Source organism: Stenotrophomonas sp. TWI169 (assembly GCF_039674705.1).
Classification (GTDB): domain Bacteria; phylum Pseudomonadota; class Gammaproteobacteria; order Xanthomonadales; family Xanthomonadaceae; genus Stenotrophomonas; species Stenotrophomonas maltophilia_P.
This window is the reverse complement of sequence record NZ_JBDJOB010000005.1, coordinates 210,857-230,449: the sequence shown is the minus strand read 5'-3', so window position 1 is coordinate 230,449 and position 19,593 is coordinate 210,857. Positions and strand designations below refer to the sequence as shown.

At 67.9% G+C, this 19,593-nt stretch carries 16 protein-coding genes; 5 read left to right on the top strand and 11 right to left on the bottom strand.

Features of this window, described 5'->3' with window-relative positions; translation table 11 throughout:
• Window positions 1-132 precede the first annotated feature (132 nt).
• The 5 genes from ABE543_RS06225 to gap all read right to left on the bottom strand — a co-directional run bounded on the left by ABE543_RS06225 (window position 133) and on the right by gap (window position 7,274).
• Window positions 133-819, bottom strand: a complete 687-nt coding sequence (locus ABE543_RS06225; RefSeq protein WP_197600546.1) for an HAD hydrolase-like protein — start codon at window positions 817-819, stop codon at window positions 133-135.
• Window positions 816-1,991, bottom strand: coding sequence for a phosphoglycerate kinase (locus ABE543_RS06220; protein ID WP_053518495.1), 1,176 nt, complete (start codon window positions 1,989-1,991; stop codon window positions 816-818). Before ABE543_RS06220 ends, ABE543_RS06225 begins: the two co-directional genes overlap by 4 nt.
• A gap of 123 nt (window positions 1,992-2,114) precedes the next feature.
• Complete coding sequence (locus ABE543_RS06215) at window positions 2,115-3,488, bottom strand: DUF3999 domain-containing protein (protein ID WP_164150927.1); 1,374 nt, start codon at window positions 3,486-3,488, stop codon at window positions 2,115-2,117.
• A complete protein-coding gene (locus ABE543_RS06210; RefSeq protein ID WP_346475442.1) occupies window positions 3,485-6,142 on the bottom strand; it encodes a DUF2339 domain-containing protein in 2,658 nt (885 codons plus the stop codon). Before ABE543_RS06210 ends, ABE543_RS06215 begins: the two co-directional genes overlap by 4 nt.
• 127 nt (window positions 6,143-6,269) lie before the next feature.
• Window positions 6,270-7,274 (bottom strand): type I glyceraldehyde-3-phosphate dehydrogenase, encoded by a 1,005-nt coding sequence (gene gap / locus ABE543_RS06205; protein ID WP_053518489.1) that lies wholly within the window; start codon window positions 7,272-7,274, stop codon window positions 6,270-6,272.
• A gap of 192 nt (window positions 7,275-7,466) precedes the next feature.
• Between gap and ABE543_RS06200 the strand changes: the two genes are divergently transcribed.
• Window positions 7,467-8,096 (top strand): OmpW family outer membrane protein, encoded by a 630-nt coding sequence (locus ABE543_RS06200; protein ID WP_346475441.1) that lies wholly within the window; start codon window positions 7,467-7,469, stop codon window positions 8,094-8,096.
• Window positions 8,097-8,193: 97 nt separating this feature from the next.
• On the opposite strand, the gene ABE543_RS06195 is transcribed toward ABE543_RS06200, so the two are convergent.
• A complete protein-coding gene (locus tag ABE543_RS06195) occupies window positions 8,194-9,318 on the bottom strand; it encodes a GGDEF domain-containing protein (RefSeq protein WP_053518485.1) in 1,125 nt (374 codons plus the stop codon).
• Window positions 9,319-9,432: 114 nt separating this feature from the next.
• Here ABE543_RS06195 and ABE543_RS06190 point away from each other — a divergent pair, with 114 nt between their 5' ends.
• Both ABE543_RS06190 and ABE543_RS06185 read left to right on the top strand, forming a co-directional pair.
• The gene (locus ABE543_RS06190; RefSeq protein WP_065175752.1) at window positions 9,433-10,251 is read left to right on the top strand and encodes a S1/P1 nuclease; all 819 of its coding nucleotides are present in this window, start codon (window positions 9,433-9,435) and stop codon (window positions 10,249-10,251) included.
• Between the two features lie 11 nt (window positions 10,252-10,262).
• Window positions 10,263-11,063, top strand: a complete 801-nt coding sequence (locus ABE543_RS06185) for an MBL fold metallo-hydrolase (protein WP_053518482.1) — start codon at window positions 10,263-10,265, stop codon at window positions 11,061-11,063.
• 55 nt (window positions 11,064-11,118) lie between these two features.
• On the opposite strand, the gene ABE543_RS06180 is transcribed toward ABE543_RS06185, so the two are convergent.
• Genes ABE543_RS06180 through ABE543_RS06170 form a run of 3 tightly spaced genes read right to left on the bottom strand, consistent with a single transcriptional unit; the run spans window position 11,119 to window position 13,287 of the window.
• Window positions 11,119-11,679: a hypothetical protein gene (locus ABE543_RS06180; protein ID WP_065175751.1), complete on the bottom strand. Its 561-nt coding sequence runs from the start codon at window positions 11,677-11,679 to the stop codon at window positions 11,119-11,121.
• On the bottom strand, window positions 11,676-12,929 hold the full coding sequence (locus tag ABE543_RS06175; protein ID WP_065181667.1) for a TonB family protein: 1,254 nt from the start codon (window positions 12,927-12,929) through the stop codon (window positions 11,676-11,678). The genes ABE543_RS06180 and ABE543_RS06175 overlap by 4 nt, the downstream gene beginning before the upstream one ends.
• Window positions 12,922-13,287, bottom strand: coding sequence for a BlaI/MecI/CopY family transcriptional regulator (locus ABE543_RS06170; RefSeq protein ID WP_346475440.1), 366 nt, complete (start codon window positions 13,285-13,287; stop codon window positions 12,922-12,924). Before ABE543_RS06170 ends, ABE543_RS06175 begins: the two co-directional genes overlap by 8 nt.
• 121 nt (window positions 13,288-13,408) lie before the next feature.
• Between ABE543_RS06170 and ABE543_RS06165 the strand changes: the two genes are divergently transcribed.
• Window positions 13,409-13,966, top strand: a complete 558-nt coding sequence (locus tag ABE543_RS06165) for a flavin reductase family protein (RefSeq protein WP_164150916.1) — start codon at window positions 13,409-13,411, stop codon at window positions 13,964-13,966.
• A gap of 32 nt (window positions 13,967-13,998) precedes the next feature.
• A complete protein-coding gene (locus ABE543_RS06160) occupies window positions 13,999-15,951 on the top strand; it encodes an acetyl-CoA hydrolase/transferase C-terminal domain-containing protein (RefSeq protein WP_346475439.1) in 1,953 nt (650 codons plus the stop codon).
• Window positions 15,952-16,069: 118 nt separating this feature from the next.
• On the opposite strand, the gene tkt is transcribed toward ABE543_RS06160, so the two are convergent.
• Together tkt and ABE543_RS06150 are read right to left on the bottom strand one after the other, a co-directional pair.
• Window positions 16,070-18,067 carry a transketolase gene (tkt, locus tag ABE543_RS06155; protein WP_053518470.1) on the bottom strand — a complete coding sequence of 666 codons (1,998 nt, stop codon included), beginning with the start codon at window positions 18,065-18,067 and terminating at the stop codon, window positions 16,070-16,072.
• Between the two features lie 202 nt (window positions 18,068-18,269).
• Entirely contained in the window at window positions 18,270-19,589 is a 1,320-nt protein-coding gene (locus ABE543_RS06150; protein WP_053518469.1) for a dicarboxylate/amino acid:cation symporter, read from the bottom strand.
• Window positions 19,590-19,593 lie beyond the last annotated feature (4 nt).

The window sequence follows — 19,593 nt, the reverse complement described above, 5'->3', positions numbered from 1 at the left end:
CACCCGGCGGGACATGCACCGGACACCCCCCGCACCTCGGCCGGCGCCGGGTGCCCGGGCGCGCCGGCCCCTCCCGGGCGGCAGTCGGCCAAAGCCCCCGGCCTGGCCACGCCGCGACCGGTCAAAGAGGCATCAGGCCAACAGTGTCGTCAGCTGGACCGGTTCGCGTGCCAGCTGGCCCGCACCCGCTTCATTGAGTTCCGCTTCGCCACCAAACCCCCACAGCACGCCGATGCTTCGCAGGCCGTGGTGACGCGCGCCCTCGATATCCATGCGACGGTCGCCGATCATCCAGCACTGCGTGGGCGACACCTGCAGCCGACGCAGCGCTTCGCCGACCAGCTCGGGCTTGTGGCTGCGCGAACCATCCAGGGTCGAGCCGATGATGTCCTCGAACAATCCGCCGAAGGGCAGATGGGCCAGGATCCGGCGCGCGTGCGGCTCGTTCTTGGCGGTGACCACCGCCAGGCGGTGGCCACGCGCATGCAAGGTGCGCAGGGCGTCCTCCACCTGGGGGTACACCGTGTGCTCGCGCCAGCCCTCGGCATCGAAGCGCTCGCGGTAGTACCCGACGGCCTGCTCCACCCGCGCCGGTTCGATGAACAGCGGCGCGAACGTGGTGCGCAGCGAAGGCCCGATCCAGCCCAGCAGGGTTTCCCGCGCCGGCACCGGATGCTCCATCTTCTGCAGCGCATAAGCGATGCAGGTGGTGATGCCCACCTGCGAATCGATCAACGTACCGTCCAGGTCGAAGAAGAGCGTCGCGCGTTCTTCCGGTGCCGGGTGGGCAGAACCGGCCTGGGTGCCGTCCGGGTTCATGCGCCGCGCGCGGCGAGCGCGGCCACGGCCGGCAGGGTCTTGCCTTCCAGGAATTCCAGGAACGCGCCGCCACCGGTGGAGATGTAGCTCACGTCCTTGGCGATGTCGAACTTGTCGACCGCTGCCAGGGTGTCGCCACCGCCGGCGATGGAGAACGCCGGGGACGTGGCGATGGCACGCGCCAGCGCTTCGGTTCCCTTGCTGAAGGCTTCAAACTCGAACACGCCGACAGGGCCGTTCCAGACCACGGTGCCGGCATTCGCAATCAGCTGCGCGTACTGGGCAGCGGTCTGCGGACCGATGTCCAGGATCAGATCATCTTCAGCGACCGCATCCACGGCCTTCACTTCGGCAATGGCGTCGGGCAGGAACTGCTTGGCCGTGACCACGTCCACCGGAAGCGGAATCTCGGCCCCGCGCGCCTTGGCGTCGGCAACGATCTTCCGGGCGGTGTCCAGCAGGTCCGGCTCGTACAGCGACTTGCCGACCTTGTAGCCGGCAGCCGCGATGAAGGTGTTGGCGATGCCGCCCCCCACGATCAGCTGGTCGACCTTGCCCACCAGATTGGCCAGCAGTTCCAGCTTGGTGCTGACCTTGCTGCCGGCCACGATGGCCAGCAGCGGCTTGGCCGGTGCGTCCAGCGCCTGCGCCAGGGCATCCAGCTCGGCCATCAGCAGCGGGCCACCCGCGGCGACCGGGGCGAAACGGATCACGCCATGGGTGGACGCCTGCGCGCGGTGCGCGGTACCGAAGGCATCCATCACGAACACATCGCACAGCGCGGCGTACTTCTTCGACAGGGCTTCGTCATCCTTGCCCTCGCCGACGTTCATCCGGCAGTTTTCCAGCAGCACCAGCTGGCCCGGCTGCACCTCGACGCCGTCGATCCAGTCGCGCACCAGCGGCACCTCGCGACCCAGCAGTTCGGACAGGCGTGCGGCAACCGGTGCCAGCGAATCGGCTTCGCTCCACACGCCTTCCTTCGGCCGGCCCAGGTGCGAGGTGACCATCACCGCCGCGCCCTGCTCCAGTGCGCGCTTGAGCGTCGGCAGCGAAGCGGTGATGCGCTGTTCGGAAGTGATGCGGCCATTCTCGATCGGCACGTTCAGATCCTGGCGGATCAGCACGCGCTTGCCGGAGAGGTCGAGGTCGGTCATGCGGACGATGGACATGGGCAACTCTTGGGCTCAGGGACGGGGTGCCGGCGTTCGGCAGACCGTCATTGTATCGGCTGCGGCAGAACGGATGGCGCCGGCCGCAGCGCCGCTCCATGCGCGGCCGGGATTCATCGGGATCTACGCCGAAGGCGAAGGCTTCTGCCTGAGCAGGCTGACCGCCAGACCGCCCACGACCAGGACCCCCACGCCCAGCAGCGCCCACAGCAGCCAGGCCTTCCAGTCCCGCTGCGGTTCCAGCGCTGCGTCTCCGGCCAGCGGCTCGGGACGGCCCTCCAGGCGTGCCAGCGTCGGCTGCCAGGCCGGATCGTTGCGCTGGCGAAGTTCCTCGATCAGCACCCCGATCGGCGCCTCCGCGCGGCGCGCCGTCGCGCTGCCCACCGCCAGTGCATAGGGCGCAGCGCCCTGGCTCAGGAACACCATCACTTCCGGCTGGTAGCCCAGGCGCAGGGTGGGGGCGCCGGCGATCTCCGCCGGGCTTGCCACCAGCTTCCAGTAGCGGTCGCGGTGCACATCGCCCAGCACCTGCGCCGCCGACTGCTGACGCGGGCCCTGCGTTCCCTGCTGCAGCTGATAGGCGATCCACGGTGCACTGCGTCGTTGCCACTCCGCGCCTTCATCGTCGCGGCTGAACAGCGTCCACTGCACCAGGCTGTTGTCGGTACTGGCGACATCGGCGCGCGCGATCGGGAAACGGCCGTCCAGTTCGAATGTGTATTCGCCCTTGCCCTGCGCTATCGGCGTCAGTGACAGCCATTCCCAAGGCAACGTCGCCGGTGCCGGCGGAAGCTCGGCGAGCACGCCATGCAGGGCAGGCAGTCGCGCGTCGCCCTGCGGCAGCACGCGCAGATAGCGCGCATTGCCGTCAACCTGCAGGCGTCGCTGCAGCAACCGTTTGCCGGCGCGCTGCAGGTCCACCAGCGGAATGTCCCGACCGATGGAGCGCCAATGCTGCAGGTCATCGCTGGCATCAAGCTGCACCTGCGCCTGCAGCGGCTGGCCACTGTCGGCCCAATCCAGCACCAGCGCCGCCAGCGGTTGCTGGCCGAGCACGCTGGCATCGATCAGCCAGCCGCCCTGCCCGTTCACCGTGCCAGCACCGACACGCGCTTCGACCCGGCGCACACGGCCGTCGGTATCGCGCTCGGTCAGCAACTGCAGGTCGTTGCGTTGCGCATCGGCCAGCGGCGGCAGTGCGAACCAGGGCAGCTCGCGCTGCACCGGCGGCTGTGCCAGCGGCGCGTCCGGTGCCAGCAATGCCGACGGCAGGGCCTGTCCGGCCGCGTTGAACACCTGCAGGTCACCCAGGTCTGCTGCGCCTGCACGGCGGTAGATCGCCGGTTCCAGCACCACCCGATAGGCGCCGGACTGCGCACTGGACAGCGTCAGCGGCCACTGCTCGGCGTACTGCGTGCGGTAGTCGGACGCGTGTACGGCCATGGTGGCGAACAGGCCCAGCATCGCCGGCACCACCATCCTGCTCCACATTCTCATTGGTTTTCCTCCACGGATGGCACCGCGCCCGGTGGCGCCGGTGCCAGATAGCCGACGACCGTACACAGCAGGCCATAGGCGATGAACGATGCGATCCCGAGCAGGTTGCCCAGGTGCTGGCGGTCGATGAGGACCAGTTTGGCCAGGACCACGCCCATCAGCACCGCACCGACCATCCACAACACACGCTGGCCACGACGCGAGCCCCATACCCAGGCGATCACGCCGAGCACGCTCCACAGCACGGTCAGGCTGGTCTGGGCCAAGCTGTAGCGCGCCATCGACGTACTCCAGGCCAGTCCCCCCCAGTGGTGCACGCCATGCAGGACCAGGCTGGTCAGGGCGATGAAGCCCGCCAGTGCCAGCACCGGCAGGCGCAGCCTGCGCAGCGCGGGCGGTGCCACATCGCTGTACAGCCAGCGCGCCAGCAGCAACAGGCTCAGCCACTGCCCCATCTCGGCCGGGTTCAGCACCGGCAGCCACGGCAGCGGTGCCGGACTGCCCGGCAGCAGCTGGCCCAGCAGCCATCCGGTCGCCAGCAGCGCAAACAGCACGCACTGCAGCGGCACGCGTGCGGCATCGAATGCCGGGCCCAGCGGCCAGCGCAGCCAACCCCAGCGCCACAGTGACAGGGCGGCCAGCAGCAACCAGGGCAGCGTCACCAGCAACAACGTCCAGCCCTGTGCCAGGCCAGCCTCGCCGCCTCCCCACAGGGCCAGCAGCGAAAGCAGCGATGGCCACAGCAGCCACCACAGGAACTGGGCGATGCGCGCCACCGTGTCGCCGCCCTGGCGCAGGCACAGCAACGTGCGCACCCCCAGCACGGCGAACAGCGCCCATGCCAGGGCGCCGTGGCCCGCGAACGGTTGCTGGTGTGCATGGCTTTGCGCCAATGCCAATGGGAACGCCATCGCCAGCATCGCCAGTGCGGTCATCCCCAGCGCACGTGCCGGTTGCCGGCGCTGCACCTCGGCTGCCAGCCAGGCGGTCGCCGCCACCAGCACCAGCAGTGCATCGGCCTGCGAAGCATGCGCGAGAAAACGACCGATCTCGTGCACCCAGCCGCCGAGCCACCACAGCAGGCCCCACAGGTAGTAGACCAGGGCGATCTCATGACGCGCCCGGCGCTGGTAGCTCCACGCCGACGCCAACCCCGCCACGGCCAGCAGCAGCGCACCGATTGCGGTGGGATTGAGCAGCAGGCGCGCGTCCTCGTGCCAGTGGTTGCCACCTGCCACGAAGGCGAATGCCGCCGCCATCTGCAGCAGCGCAGCGGACACCTGTGGCAGCCAGCGCCTCTGGCGCAGACCGAGCCAGGCCAGCCCGGCACCTTCCAGCGCGAACACCGCACCGGTGGCACGGGCGGACAAGGCCAGCGGCACGGCCAGCGTGGCGAAACCCACCGCCAGCACTGCGTGCGACTGCGCCAGCACCGTATACGAGGCCCGGGCGATCAAGGCACGCGCCAGCACCGCGTAGATCGCCCCCAGGCCCAGCGCGCACAGCGCCAGTGTCATCGGCTGTTCGTGCAGCATCGCCGCTTGCAGCGAGAATGCGATCAACGGCGTGCCGAACACCAGGCTGCCATCGACCAGATCGCGGCGACCGGCAGGCTGCCTGCGCGCGTACAGCAGGGGAATCAGCAGATAGAAGGCGAAGAACAGCAGCAGGAACGGTTCGGTGCTGGAGAACTTCTCGGCCCTGTACTGAAGCACGCCCCAGAACGTGCCGATACCGAAGGTGAACGCGAAGCCCAGCAGGTTCAGCGCGCGCCACGGACGGAACCAGGCGATGGCGAAGATGCCGGCGTTGAGCACTGCGTAGTAGCTGAAGAGGCCGACATGGTTGCCACTGCCGGTCGACAGCCACAGCGGGGCCATGAAGCCCGCCAGGATGCCCAGTACCGCCAGGGTGCGCGAGTTCTGCAGCACTGCCAGCACGCACAGGCCGGCGACCAGCGCGATCGAACTGGCGAACGCAAATCCCGGCGCAAGCAGTTCAAAACGCTTGAATGCCGCGAAGATGGTCAGCAGCAGCACACCGATGGCGCCGCCCTGCAGGGCCAGCGCGAACAGGCGCCGGCGTTCGCGCTGATGCCAGCCGAAGGCCAGCAGGCCCAGCGCACCAGCGGTGACGGCCGCCAGCCGGAGTTCGACCGGGAGCACCAGCCAGCCCTGGTCACTGACGTACTTCAGCAGCGCGGCAACACCGGCCAGCAGCACCAGCATGCCGATCTTGACCGGCACGTTGCCCTCGGTGAACCAGCGTTTGACGGCGCCGATGCCACGCTCGAAGAAGCCCGGCCCGGCCGGCTCGACCGGCGGCGCAGGCGGGGGCGGCGTGGCCGGCAGCGGTGGTGGTGGCGGCGCTGCCTGCCGCGGCGGCGCCGGCACGAAGGATTCCGGCGCATGGGCCGCCACGGGAGAAGGTGCTGCCGCAGCCCGCGGTCGCTCCATGGCGGGCGCACCCGTTGCCGGAACGGGGGCGGGCCCGGGCGGTGGCGCGGCAGCGCGCGGCGATTGCGACACATCGGCCAGTGCGCTCTCAAGCGCAGCGACCCGGCGCCGCAGGCCGGCGATCATCACCAGCGCGACCACCAGCAGCAGCGGAATCGCCAGCAGTATCAATACGACCAGGGCTATCAGTGCTTCCATTGCGTGCCTTCCCATGCGATCCCGCGCCCCTGCGGCGGCGGTCGGACCGCCCCATGCTACGACAGGGCCGGTCCCTCAAACGACGAACCCCGGCCAGGCCGGGGTTCGTGCGCGATCTTCGCCGGCCTTACTTGGCGGCGACGACCCTGGCCATTTCCAGGCACTTGTTGGAGTAGCCCCACTCGTTGTCGTACCACGACACGAGCTTGACGAAGGTACCGTCCAGGGCAATGCCGGCTTCGGCATCGAACACCGACGTGTGGGTCTCACCGCGGAAGTCGGTAGCCACGACCTTGTCTTCGGTGTAGCCGAGGATGCCCTTCAGCGCGCCTTCGCTCTGTGCCTTCACTTCGGCGCAGATCTCGGCGTAGGTGGCTTCCTTTTCCAGCTCGACGGTCAGGTCGACCACCGACACGTCCGAGGTCGGCACGCGGAAGCTCATGCCGGTGAGCTTCTTGTTCAGTTCCGGAATGACCACGCCGACCGCCTTGGCCGCACCGGTGGAGGACGGAATGATGTTCTCCAGGATGCCGCGGCCGCCGCGCCAGTCCTTGTTGGACGGGCCGTCAACGGTCTTCTGGGTAGCCGTGGCGGCGTGCACGGTGGTCATCAGGCCACGCTTGATGCCCCACTTGTCGTTGATGACCTTGGCCAGCGGGGCCAGGCAGTTGGTGGTGCACGAGGCGTTGGAGATGATCGCCTGGCCGGCGTAGGTCTTGTCGTTCACGCCGAACACGAACATCGGCGTATCGTCCTTGGACGGGGCGGACAGGATGACCTTCTTGGCGCCGGCATCGATGTGCTTCTGCGCGGTTTCCTTGGTCAGGAACAGACCGGTGGACTCGATGACCACGTCCACGCCCACTTCGTCCCACTTCAGGTTGGCCGGATCGCGTTCCTGGGTCAGGCGGATCTTCTTGCCGTTGACCAGCAGGTCGTTGCCCTGCACCGACACGTCAGCCTTGAAGCGACCGTGCACGGAGTCGTACTTGAGCATGTAGGCCAGGTAATCCGGCTCCAGCAGATCGTTGATGGCCACGATTTCGATGTCGTCGCCGAAGTTCAGCACCGCCGAGCGCAGGACGTTACGCCCGATGCGACCGAAACCGTTGATACCAACCTTGATTGCCATTTCTCAAGCTCCTGCAGCCGCGACGGGTGCGGCGGGGTGGATAGGGCCCACAAGTCTAGCAGGCCCGGCCTGGCCACCGCCGGCCAGACCGGGCCGGTGGCGGGCGGGCTGGCCGGATTTGATCCGGATCAAAGCGTTAGCGCGGCGTGAGGCCGAGACTGGCCCCATCCACCCCGCAACGAGAACACCCCCATGCGCAAGATCTCTCCCCTGATCGTGGCCAGCCTGGCCGCCGCCCTGTCCCTGGCCGCCGCCCCGGCGATGGCCCAGTCCAAGGGCGACTGGACGCTTTCGGCCGGCGTGCACCAGGTGGCACCGAAGTCGAACAACGGCTGGCTGGCCGGTGGCACGCTGAAGGTCGACGTCGACAACGACGTCAAGCCGACCATCACCGGTGAGTACTTCATCGCTGACAACCTGGGCATCGAAGTGCTGGCGGCACTGCCGTTCAAGCACGACATCAACATCAACGGCCTCGGCCGTGTCGGCAGCACCAAGCAGCTGCCGCCGGTGGTGACCGTGCAGTACCACTTCAACAGCAAGGGCAAGGTGTCGCCGTTCATCGGTGCGGGCGTGAACTACACGACCTTCTTCAGCGAAGACACCACGGGCGCGCTCAAGGACAGCCGACTGAAGCTGCAGGACTCCTGGGGTCTGGCCGCGCACGCCGGCGTGGACTTCGCGATCGGCGAGAGGGGCGCGCTGCGCGTGGACATGCGCTGGATCGACATCGACAGCAAGGTGAAGCTGGACGGCCAGAAGATCGGTACGGTCAACATCGATCCGCTGGTCTACGGCGCCTCCTACGTCTTCAAGTTCTGAGCGCGGCCTCCGGCGTGGCGGGCCTGCCCCGCCCTCCGGCCAACCGCTGAACCCTCCGCAGCATGTTGCCCCGGTGATCGCCGGGGCTTTTTTCGGCTTACCCATCCGTGGCCACCTCCACCCGGTTGCGCCCGGACGCCTTGGCCCGATACAGCGCGGCATCCGCACGCGCCAGTGCCTGCTCCAGCGAATCGGCGCCATCGTCATGCCACCGCGCCACACCAATACTGACGCTCACCACCGGCGCGGCGTCCGAATCGGCATGGGCGATCGCCAGCGCCTGGACCTGCTGACGCATCCGCTCGAACGGCGCGGTTTCCGGCTCGCCTGGCGACCACTGCCCCAGCGCCACGAACTCCTCACCGCCGTACCGCGCCACCACCGAGTCAGCGCCGCGAAGCTGCGCGGCCAGCGTCACCGCCACCGCATGCAGGACCGCATCGCCCGCCGGGTGACCATGATGGTCGTTGTAGCGCTTGAAGTAGTCGATGTCGATCATCGCGATGCGCAAGGCGCCACGCGCGTGCGGCCGGCGGAGATAACGCTGGAAGATCTGGTTGGCACGACGATCGAATGCGCGCCGGTTGAGCAATCCGGTCAATCCGTCGTGGTTGGCCAGTGCATCCAGCCGCTGCTCGGCGCGCCAGGTTGCACGCGCCTGCCTTTCCAGGATGTAACTACCGAAGATGCCAGCCAGGTTGCTGGCCAGCACGAACGTCACGCTCTGCAGCATCTGCGCCCAGTGCCGGCCGACCTGCAGCTCCGCCAGCACGAACGCCGATGCGATCAGGGTTCCGGTCAGCGTGGCGACGCCGAAGCGCAGGCCACACAGGAAGTAGTTCAGCAGCAGGAACAGGCTGACGCCTTCATAGGGATAATCCACGCCGGCGCGATGCGCCGTCCAGATCATCGTCACCAGCGCCAGCCCGCTGATCAGCACAGCACCGCCCCCCAGCCATTGCAGATGGCGGCGGAACGCTGGGACGAAGGTGAGTGCTACCGCCACCAGCAGTACCGGCAGCAGCAGCCCGAGCCGCCAGCGCAGCACCTGTGCATGCACATCCGGCGGAAGCCAGAAATGGTCCAGCACGGCAAAGCCGATTGAAAAGATGCCGGCAACGGCACAGGCCCAGCGCATCCGCCAGACCACCTGTTCATCGAACGCGCGGGCAAAGCCGTCGTCCGCATGTATTGCCGTGATGCGCCGGTCCGTGATGCTCATCGCGATGTCCCCGCCCGTGGCCGCGCCACCGTAACGGTCCGCGCATCAAGGGGGCGTGGCGAGCGGCCATGCTGGATCAAACGCGTCCGGCCGCCGCCCCGCTAGAATGCCGGCATGAAAGCCCTGCATTCCCTGTTCCTCGCCGCCGCGATCGCGCCGGCTCTGCTGTCCGCCTCCGCCCCTGCCCATGCCTGGGGCGCGCAAGGTCATCGCCTTGTCGCTGAGGTAGCGGATTCCCGCCTCTCGCCCGCTGCACGCGCCGAAGTCGACCGCCTGCTGGCCACCGAACCCGGTGCCACCCTCGCCAGCGTGGCGCCCTGGGCCGACCAGCTGCGTGCCAAGGACCCGGGCCTCGGCCGCCGTTCCGCCGGCTGGCATTACGTCAACATCGCCGAAGACGGCTGCCACTACGAAGCGCCCAGGCACTGCACCAACGGCAACTGCATCGTCGAAGCGCTGAAGGCGCAGAGCGCGATCCTCGGCGATCGCAGCCTGACCGACGGCGAGCGGCTGCAGGCCCTGAAGTTCGTGGTGCATCTGGTCGGCGACATCCACCAGCCAATGCATGCCGGCTACGGTCACGACAAGGGCGGCAACGACTTCCAGCTGCAGTACGGCAACCGCGGCACCAACCTCCATTCGCTGTGGGACAGCGGCATGCTCAACACCCGCAAGCTGGACGACAACGGCTATCTGCCGGTGCTGCGGTCGCTGCCGGCGCCGAAACTGGCGCGCCAGTCCAATCCGCAGCGCGATCCGCAGGCGTGGGCTGAAGCCAGCTGCCGCATTTCGATGCAAGCCGGCGTTTATCCAGCCTCGCGTAAGATCGGCGATGAATACACCGCGCGCTACCGCCCGGTGGCGGAAGCGCAGCTGCGGCTGGCCGGCGAGAATCTGGCGCAGCTGCTGAACCGCGTGCTCGCCGCACGCTGAGGAGGTTGCCGATGCCGGTCCAGGTCCAGTCGTTCTTCCATCGTGACAGCAATACCTTCAGCTACCTGGTCAGCGACCCGGCCAGCGGCGAGGCTGCGCTGATCGATCCGGTCCTGGACTACGACCCGGACACCGATGCCAGCAGCGAGTCGCCGGTCCAGCCGGCACTGCACGCGATCGAGCAGCAGGGGCTGCGGCTGAGGTGGCTGCTGGAGACCCACGCCCACGCCGACCATGTGTCGGCCGGGCGGCGGCTCAAGCAGCGTTTCCCTCACGCCACGCTGGCCATCGGTGAAGGCATCCGCGCCGTGCAGGCGACCTTTGCGCCGCGGTTCGGCCTGCAGCTTCCTGCCGCGGACGACATCTTCGACCACCTGTTCGCCGACGGCGAGACCTTCACGCTGGGCGAAGTGCGCGGCCAGGTCATCGCCGTGCCCGGCCACACCAGCGACAGCATCGCCTACCTGATCGGCGACGCACTGTTTACGGGCGATTCGCTGTTCATGCCCGACGGCGGTACCGCCCGCTGCGATTTCCCCGGCGGCGATGCGGCGCAGCTGTACCGCTCGATCCAGCGCCTGCTGGCGCTGCCCGAGTCCACCCGCGTGTTCGTCTGCCACGACTATGGCCCGGGCGGCCGCGACATCGCCAACGAGACCACCATCGGCGAGCAGCGCGCGCGCAACATCCACGTGCATGACGGCGTGGCCGAAGCCGACTTCGTCAGCGTGCGCCAGGCCCGCGACGCCACGCTGGCCGAGCCGGCGCTGATGCAACCGGCGGTGAAGGCCAACATCCAGGGCGGCGCCTGATCGACGCCGCCGTGCTGGCCGGGCATGGCCCGGCGCTACCCGGCATCACGCGTGATCATTTTCCCTGCGTGCGGACGGTCTGCCGGCCCTTCACGATCTCGAAGGTGAAGGCGTACAGCAGGCTGACCGGCACCGGCTCGATGCGCTCGGCGCTCCCGCAGTCGCCGCGGTCGGCTGGGACCTTGCCGACCGGGTAGTGGCAGACCGCGGCAGCGCTGTACTTCCACATCGCCACCGCCTCCTGCGCCGCCTGCAGCAGCGGCGCGTTCTCCGCTGCAGCGCCGGCGGCGCACTCGGGGCGGTCGGTCAGCGGCAGGCTGCGCTCGACCATGCCTTCCGCATCGACCACCACCTGCAGGCAGATGGTGGTGGGCGCCAGTTCGGTACGCGGATCGCGGTCGCCCACCTTCGGATCAGGCGCCGCATACAGCTGCGGCATCCGATAGCCTTCGCCCGCTGCCAGCGCATAGGCCTGCACCTGACCGCTGCCGCCCGCCGCTGTGGGCTGCAACCGCTGATGGCCGACACTCTCGCTGCGGGTGTCAACCGTGCCCAGTCGCTCCTGGGTGGCACAGCCGGCCAGCAGCGTGGCCAACAGCAGCGCGGCCTGCCTCACCGCGCGCGCTCCGCTTCCCTCTCGTCCTCACTCATGGAGAACGTCAGTGGAATCCGCACGGCGGAAGCCACCGGACGCCCATCCTTCAGGGCCGGCCGGAAGGTCCAGCCCTTGGCGGCCGTGATCGACACCGCATCGAACACACCGGGATTGGTGGCACTGAGCACCTGTACGTCGGTCGGCCTGCCCTCTGCGTCGATCTCGACCTTCAAGGTGACGACGCCGGTCAGGCCCTGCTGGAACGCAGACTCCGGATACTTCGGCGGTGCCATCCTCTCGACCTGCGCAGAACGCTGCAGGCCGGCCGCAGCGGCATCGGCCTGCGCGTACTCGGCGGGCTCGACGCCGATCGACGACACGCCGGCCATCCCGAGCTGGCTTGCCCACGCCACCGTGGCCAGGCCCGCGCACACCCCGACCACCAGCACCTGCCCGGACACCCACGGCAATGCCTTCCGCTTGGACTGCTTCAACATGGCGATTCGCTCCTTCAACACGGGTTGGCTGCGCCAGTGACACACTGCCGGCGCAACCGGGTGAACCAGCTGCGCCTTCAGCAGCGTGCTGGCGTAAAGTCCGCGCAGCGCAGGCTGCGTGGCAATGGTGCGGGCATCGCAGGCCAGTTCCTGGTCGCGCAGGAACCTGCGTGTTGCCCACGGCATCAGCGGATGGAACCAGAACGCCGCGCGTGCCAGCAGCAACGCGCCGTTCGCCCAGTGATCGCCATTGCGGCGATGGCTGCGTTCATGTGCCAGGATCAACCCCTGCTCGCGTGCATCGAACTGCTGGTCGAAATCGGGGCCGACCACGATGCGCGGCCGCCACAGGCCGACCAGGGCCGGCAGACCCGGATCGGCACTGGCCTGCCAGCTGCCGTCGGCACGCGCCTGCAGACGGCCCAGGATACGTTCGAAGCGCTGCTGCGCACGCAGGCTGCGCAGCAGACTGATCGCCACGCCAAGCATCCAGGCCAGCAGCAACCATTTCGGCCAGCGCATGACCTGGGTGGGCTCGCCCTCCGGCGCGACAGGCATCACGTTCAGGGGCAGGGTCGGCACATGCTGCAGCAGGGGCAGCGCAGGCAACGGCAGCAACAGGCCTGCCAGCAGCAGGGGCAACAACCACCAGCTGCGATAGGCCAGCGAGGGCCCTCCCAGCCGCAGCAGCAGCGGCCGCATCGCCGCCAGCAGGATCACCGCCAGCGCCAGCCACACGCTGGCCCGCCACACGCTGTCGAGCACCTCACTCATGGTCCAGCTCCTGGATCAGCTTTTTCAGTTCGGCGATGTCCTGCGCGCTGAGCTGGCCGCGCTCACTGAAATGGGCAACCAATGGCGCCACCCGTCCTTCGAACACCCTGCCCAGAAAGTCCTGGCTCTGCGCCGCGACCCAAGCCTCGCGCTGCAGCAGTGGCCGATACAGATAGCGGCGGCCTTCGCGTTCGGCAGCGATCGCGCCCTTGGTCAGCAGGCGGTTGAGCAGCGTCTTGATGGTCGGTTCGGCCCAGTCCCGGTGGGCCAGTGCGGCAACCACCTCATCGGCACCGCGGGGCGCATGCTGCCACAGCACTTCCATCACGACCGCCTCGGCTTCACTGATCGGATTCATTGTTTACGCCCGTAATCGACAATTCGATTACGCACGTAATCAAAGCCGCTGTCAAGCCTTCCATCGACCTGCACTTCATGCGCCCTGGCCCAGCATCGGCCGTCCCGGCCCCGGAGTGCGCATGAAACCGCTGCCCAAGAAGGATTTCCCCGTCGAACAGGCCCGCCGCTTCCTCGAACCCGGCCCGATCGTGCTGGTCAGCACCGCGTGGCGTGGCCAGCGCAACCTGATGACGATGGGCTGGCACATGGTGATGGGCTTCTCGCCATCACTGGTGGCGACCTATCTGTGGAACGAGAACCACAGCTTCGCGCTGGCGCGGGGCAGCGGCGAATGCGTGATCAATGTGCCGGGCGTGGAGCTGCTCGATACCGTAGTGGACATCGGCAACTGCAGCGGGCGGGAGGTCGACAAGTTCGCGCACTTCGGCCTGGATGCCCTGCCCGCCCGCGAGGTCGGCGCGCCGTTGGTCGGCCAGTGCCATTCGTGCTTCGAGTGCCGCCTGTACGACGACAGCCAGGTCGAGACCAGCAACCTTTTCATCTGGGAGATCGTGCGTGCCCACGTCGCGCAACGGCCGAAACTACCGCGCACCGTGCACTACCGCGGCGACGGCCGCTTCATGGTGGCCGGTGCGGAAGTCTCGCGTCGACGGCGGTTCAAGCCCGACATGCTGTAATGCCGGAACCCCCTTACGCAGGACTGCCCCGGATGACCGAACACCTCACCGACCTGGACGCCGCCGTCGATTGGCTGTTCGCGCGCGTGGAAGGGCCGCTGCGGATCGGAGCACCGCTGGCGCTGGGCAAGCCACACCGGTTGCTCAATGCACTGTATGCACGGGTCGAGAACGATCCCTCGCACCCCCTCCAGCTCTACACTGCGCTGTCGTTGAATCCGCCGAAGGTGCGGGGCAGCGGCTTGGAGGCCCGCTTCCTGGGCCCCTTCGCGCAGCGCCATTTCGGCGAGGATTTCCCCCGCCTGGCCTACGCCGACGCGATCGCCCGTGACGCACTGCCCGCCCATGTGCAGGTGGAGGAGTTCTACATGCAGTCCGGCGCCCTGCTCGGTTCCCGGCAGGCGCAGTCCAGCTACACCAGCCTCAACTACACCCATGCCGCAGATGCGGTGGCCCAGCGCGCGCCGCAGGTGATCGTGCAGAAGGTGGCGATGCGCCCGGACGATCGCCGCCTCTCGTTGTCCTGCAACAACGACATCACCCAGGACACACTCGATGCAATCGCCGCACGCGGCCTGTCGCGTCCGCTGATGGTGGCCGAGATCGATCCGCAGCTGCCTTATCTGGGCGGCACCGCCACGGTCGATGTGTCCTTCTTCGATCTGGTCATCACCCCGCCGCCGCCGTATCCGGCGCTGTTCGGCCTGCCGCGGCAGCCGGTCGCCGACGCCGACTATGCGATCGGCCTGTATGCCAGCACCCTGGTGCGCGATGGCGGCACGCTGCAGATCGGCATCGGCACGCTGGCCGATGCACTCAGCCATGCACTGGTGCTGCGGCATACCGACAACGCGCGCTACCGGCGCGTGCTGCACGCGCTGGATCCGCAGCTTGCGCGGCATCCGCTGGTACAGGAAATCGGCGGCCTGGAGCCGTTCGAGATCGGCCTGTACGGCTGCAGCGAGATGCTCAACGAGGGCTTCCGGCGGCTGGTTCAGACCGGCGTGATCAAGCGCAAGGTGCATGACGACCTCGCGCTGATGCAGCGCATCGAGAACGGCAGCACGCTGTCCATCGACCATGCCACGCTGGCCGCCGAAGGCGAATACCTGCATGGCGCGTTCTACCTGGGCTCGCCGGAGTTCTACCAGTGGCTGCGCGAGCTGCCGGCGGATGAACGTCGCGCCATCGGCATGCGCCGCATCAGTGAGATCAACCAGCTTTACGGCGGCAACGAGACGCTGGAGCGCCTGCAGCGCCGCCATGCACGCTTCTTCAATTCCTGCATGATGGCCACTGCGCTGGGTGCGGCGGTCTCCGATGCCCTGGACGATGGCCGCGTGGTGTCCGGCGTCGGCGGCCAGTACAACTTCGTGGCGATGGCCCATGCCCTGCCGGAAGCACGCAGCGTGCTGATGTTCCGCGCCGCGCGCGATGACAAGGGCCAGCGCGAATCGAACGTGCGCTGGAACTATGGCCACACCACCATTCCCCGCCATCTGCGTGATATCTACCTGGACGAGTACGGCATCGCCGACCTGCGCGGGTTGACCGACGAGGACTGCGTGCAGGCGATGGTGGCGATCACCGAGGCGCCGTTCCAGCAGGGCCTGCTGCAGCAGGCACAGGCCGCACGCAAGCTGCTGGCCGCACCGCAGCCCGATCCGCAGCGGCTGCAGCGCAATACACCGCAGGCCCTGGCCGCAGCGCTGGCCCCCTTCCGCTCCGACGGCACTCTGCCCGACTACCCGCTGGGCAGCGACTTCAATGAGATCGAGCAGGTGCTGGTGAAGGCGCTGGGCTGGTTGAAGGCCAACACGCAGACCCGCGGCGACAAGCTGCGTACCGTCTGGGCAGCGCTGCGGCAACCGGCCGGCGATGGCGATGCGGTGTACCTGCAGCGCATGGGCCTGCAGTCACCGAAGGACTTCCACGAGCGGCTGGACGCGCGCCTGCTGCGGCTGGCGCTGGCACGCACGGCCTGAAGCCGGTAGCGCCGGGCCATGCCCGGCGAGCAGCCGATCCGCCGGGCATGGCCCGGCGCCAGCCCAAAAGGAAAGGCCGGCTTGCGCCGGCCTTCCCTGCATCACATCGCGATGCTGCTTACAGCGCCTTGGCGGCGTCCACCACGTGCGCGGCGGTGATGCCGAAGTGCTTGTACAGCTGGTCGGCCGGGGCCGAGGCACCGAAGGTGTCGATACCGATCACCGCACCGTCCAGGCCGACGAACTGGCGCCAGAAACCAGTGACGCCGGCTTCCACCGCCACGCGCTTGCGCACGGCGTTCGGCAGCACCGATTCACGATATGCCGCATCCTGGCGCAGGAACACATCGGTGGACGGCATCGAGACCACGCGGGTCTTGAGGCCGGCCGCGTCCAGCTGGGCTTTCGCTTCCGTGGCCAGCGAGACTTCCGAACCGGTGGCGATCAGGATCACGTCCGGGGTACCGGCGGCGTCGGCCAGCACGTAGCCGCCACGCTCGATCTGCGCGATCTGCTCGGCGCTCCGTGGCTGGTGTGGCAGGTTCTGACGGCTGAACACCAGGCAGCTCGGGCCGTCCTGGCGGGTGATCGCCGCCTTCCAGCTCACCGCCGACTCGACGGCATCGCACGGGCGCCACACGTCGTTGTTCGGGATGTAGCGCAGCGAGGCCAGATGCTCCACCGGCTGGTGGGTCGGACCGTCTTCGCCCAGGCCGATCGAATCGTGGGTGTAGACGTGGATGGCATGGGCCGGGATCAGCGCGCTCATGCGAACGCCGTTGCGGGCGTAATCGCTGAACACCAGGAAGGTGGCATCGAACGGAATGAAGCCGCCATGCAGCGCCAGGCCGTTGGCGATCGCGGTCATGCCGAACTCGCGCACGCCGTAGTACACGTAGTTGGCGTTGGCGTCGTCGCTGGCAACCGAGGTGCTGCCCTTCCACAGAGTCAGGTTGGAGTGCGCCAGGTCGGCCGAGCCGCCGACGATTTCCGGCAGCAGCGGCGCGAAGGCCTCGATGGCCAGCTGCGAGGCCTTGCGCGAGGCGATCGTCGGGCCTTCAGCCGCGACCTTGGCGATGTACGCGTCGGCCTGGGCAACGAAGTCGGCCGGCAGTTCGCCGTGCGAACGACGGGTCAGTTCAGCGGCTTCGGCCGGATACTGGGCCGCATACTTGTCGAACAGCTGTTCCCATTCGGCCTGGCGCAGGGTGCCGGCACCGTTGGCGCGCCAGCCATCGTAGATGGCCTGCGGGATTTCAAACGGGCCGTACTCCCAGCCCAGCTGCTTGCGGGTGGCTTCCAGCTCGTCCTTGCCCAGCGGGGCACCGTGGCTGGATTCCTTGCCGGCCTTGTTCGGCGAACCAAAGCCGATCGTGGTGCGGCAGCAGATCAGGGTCGGCTTGTCGCTCTGCGACAGCGCGGCCTCGATGCCGGCCTTGATGCTCTCCGGGTCGTGACCATCGACATCGCGGACCACGTTCCAGCCATAGGCCTCGAAACGCTCCGGCGTGTTGTCGGTGAACCAGCCTTCGACGTTGCCATCGATGGAGATGTGGTTGTTGTCCCAGAAGCAGACCAGCTTGTGCAGGCCCCAGGTGCCGGCCAGCGAAGCGGCTTCATGCGAGACGCCTTCCATCAGGCAGCCATCGCCCATGAACACCCAGGTGCGATGGTCGACGACCTCCAGTTCCGGACGGTTGAAGCGCTGCGCCAGCAGCTTCTCGGCCAGGGCGAAGCCCACGGCATTGGCGAAACCCTGGCCCAGCGGGCCGGTGGTGGTTTCCACGCCGGGGGTTTCATGGCGCTCCGGGTGACCGGCGGTGTGGCTGCCAAGCTGGCGGAACAGCTTGAGCTGCTCGATCGGCAGGTCGTAACCGCTCAGGTGCAGCAGCGCGTACTGCAGCATCGAGCCGTGGCCGTTGGACAGCACGAAACGGTCGCGGTTGAACCAGTGCGGATTGCTCGGGTTGTGGCGAAGGTAGTCGTTCCAGAGCACTTCGGCGATGTCGGCCATGCCCATGGGCATGCCGGGGTGGCCGGATTTTGCGGTTTCAACCGCATCGGCGGCAAGGAAGCGGATGGCGTTGGCCAACTGGCGACGGGTAGGCTGCGTCATGGTTCTGTCGGAATCGGGAGGCGGCCGCGGACGTGCGGGCGGCCTATTGTCCCATAGTCACCGGGTGGGGGTCAGTTCCACTTGCCAGGTCGTGCGGGCGCTGGCCGGCAACGTCGTGATCTCCGCCGGATTCCGCATGTGAAAAGGGGTCGGAGCCCTTTCCGTGCGGAAAGGAATCCGACCCCGATCAGGTCGCCAGGACTCAGTCGCGGTCGGGAACCAGCGCCGGGCCGTCGTGGCCCTCGCCCTTGGCCACCAGGGTGGTCAGCGCCAGATCGCCGGTCACGTTCAGCGCCGTGCGGCACATGTCCAGGAAATGGTTCACGCCCAGGATCAGGCCGATCCCCAGCGGGTTGACCCCCACCATGGCGCAGATCATCGCCACCACCGGCAGCGAACCCGACGGCACGCCCGCGGTACCGATGCCCCCCAGGATGCACACCGCCATCACCATGATCTGCTGGCCGATGCTCAGGTCCACGCCGAAGAACTGGGCCAGGAAGATCACCGTCACGCCCTCGAACAGCGCCGTGCCGTTCTGGTTGGCGGTGGCGCCCACGGTCAGCACGAAGCGGGACACGCGCTGCGGCAGGCCCATCTGGTCGGCCACGCGCAGCGCGGTCGGCAGGGTGGCGTTGCTGGAGGCGGTGGAGAAGGCCATCACCGTCGCTTCCTGGGTATCGCGGAAGAACGACAGCGGCGAACGGCCCGACAGCCACACGGCGGCGCCGTAGGTCACCACCATGTGCAGGCCCAGTGCCAGCACCACCACGCCCACGTAGGCGCCCAGGCGGATGATCAGCTCGAAACCGAACAGCGCGGCCAGGTTGAACATGAAGCAGGCCACCGCATACGGTGCCAGGCGGATGACCAGGTTGATCAGGGTCATCGAGATTTCGAACACGCCTTCGATGGCGCGGCGCAGCGGGGCGACCTTCTCGTCATCGGTCAGCACCATGCCGATGCCGAACATCAGCGCGAAGAACATCAGCGAGAGGATCGCGCCGTTGTCGGAGGCCGCCTGCAGCACGTTGCTCGGCACGATCGACAGCAGCATGTCCATGCCCTTCGGCGTGCCGTGGATGCCGGCGACGATCTCCTTGCTGCGCTCGGCGTTCTCCGAGAGCATCAGCGCGGCGGTCTGCGGATCGACGCCGACGCCGGGCTTGAGCAGGTTGACCAGCACCAGGCCGATGGCCACGGCGATGCCGGACAGCAGCACGGTATAGGCCAGCGTCTTCCAGCCGATGCGGCCGAGGGCGCGGATGTCACCCATCTCCGACACGCCCATGATCAGCGCCGAGAAGATCAACGGCACGATCAGCATGAAGATCAGATTGAGGAACAGCCCCGATGCAGGCGTGGTGATGTAGTCCATGACCCACTTGGCACCGGTCTGCAGACCATCGACGCTGCCACCCAGGGCGTGCACGGTCAGTCCCAGGATCAGGCCGATCGCGAAGCCGATGCCCATCTTCCAGTGCAGGGGCAACGTCTTCTTGCCGGCGGCAGCTGCTGTCATACGC

Excerpts from the sequence above, each read along its gene's own strand:
- ABE543_RS06165 (WP_164150916.1), top strand. The coding sequence starts at position 13,409 with ATGAAACCGCTGCCCAAGAAGGATTTCCCCGTCGAACAGGCCCGCCGC.
- ABE543_RS06195 (WP_053518485.1), bottom strand. The coding sequence starts at position 9,318 with ATGAGCATCACGGACCGGCGCATCACGGCAATACATGCGGACGACGGC.
- ABE543_RS06160 (WP_346475439.1), top strand. The coding sequence starts at position 13,999 with ATGACCGAACACCTCACCGACCTGGACGCCGCCGTCGATTGGCTGTTC.
- tkt (WP_053518470.1), bottom strand. The coding sequence starts at position 18,067 with ATGACGCAGCCTACCCGTCGCCAGTTGGCCAACGCCATCCGCTTCCTT.
- ABE543_RS06210 (WP_346475442.1), bottom strand. The coding sequence starts at position 6,142 with ATGGAAGCACTGATAGCCCTGGTCGTATTGATACTGCTGGCGATTCCG.
- ABE543_RS06175 (WP_065181667.1), bottom strand. The coding sequence starts at position 12,929 with ATGAGTGAGGTGCTCGACAGCGTGTGGCGGGCCAGCGTGTGGCTGGCG.
- gap (WP_053518489.1), bottom strand. The coding sequence starts at position 7,274 with ATGGCAATCAAGGTTGGTATCAACGGTTTCGGTCGCATCGGGCGTAAC.
- ABE543_RS06170 (WP_346475440.1), bottom strand. The coding sequence starts at position 13,287 with ATGAATCCGATCAGTGAAGCCGAGGCGGTCGTGATGGAAGTGCTGTGG.
- ABE543_RS06200 (WP_346475441.1), top strand. The coding sequence starts at position 7,467 with ATGCGCAAGATCTCTCCCCTGATCGTGGCCAGCCTGGCCGCCGCCCTG.
- ABE543_RS06150 (WP_053518469.1), bottom strand. The coding sequence starts at position 19,589 with ATGACAGCAGCTGCCGCCGGCAAGAAGACGTTGCCCCTGCACTGGAAG.
- ABE543_RS06225 (WP_197600546.1), bottom strand. The coding sequence starts at position 819 with ATGAACCCGGACGGCACCCAGGCCGGTTCTGCCCACCCGGCACCGGAA.
- ABE543_RS06220 (WP_053518495.1), bottom strand. The coding sequence starts at position 1,991 with ATGTCCATCGTCCGCATGACCGACCTCGACCTCTCCGGCAAGCGCGTG.
- ABE543_RS06185 (WP_053518482.1), top strand. The coding sequence starts at position 10,263 with ATGCCGGTCCAGGTCCAGTCGTTCTTCCATCGTGACAGCAATACCTTC.
- ABE543_RS06215 (WP_164150927.1), bottom strand. The coding sequence starts at position 3,488 with ATGAGAATGTGGAGCAGGATGGTGGTGCCGGCGATGCTGGGCCTGTTC.
- ABE543_RS06190 (WP_065175752.1), top strand. The coding sequence starts at position 9,433 with ATGAAAGCCCTGCATTCCCTGTTCCTCGCCGCCGCGATCGCGCCGGCT.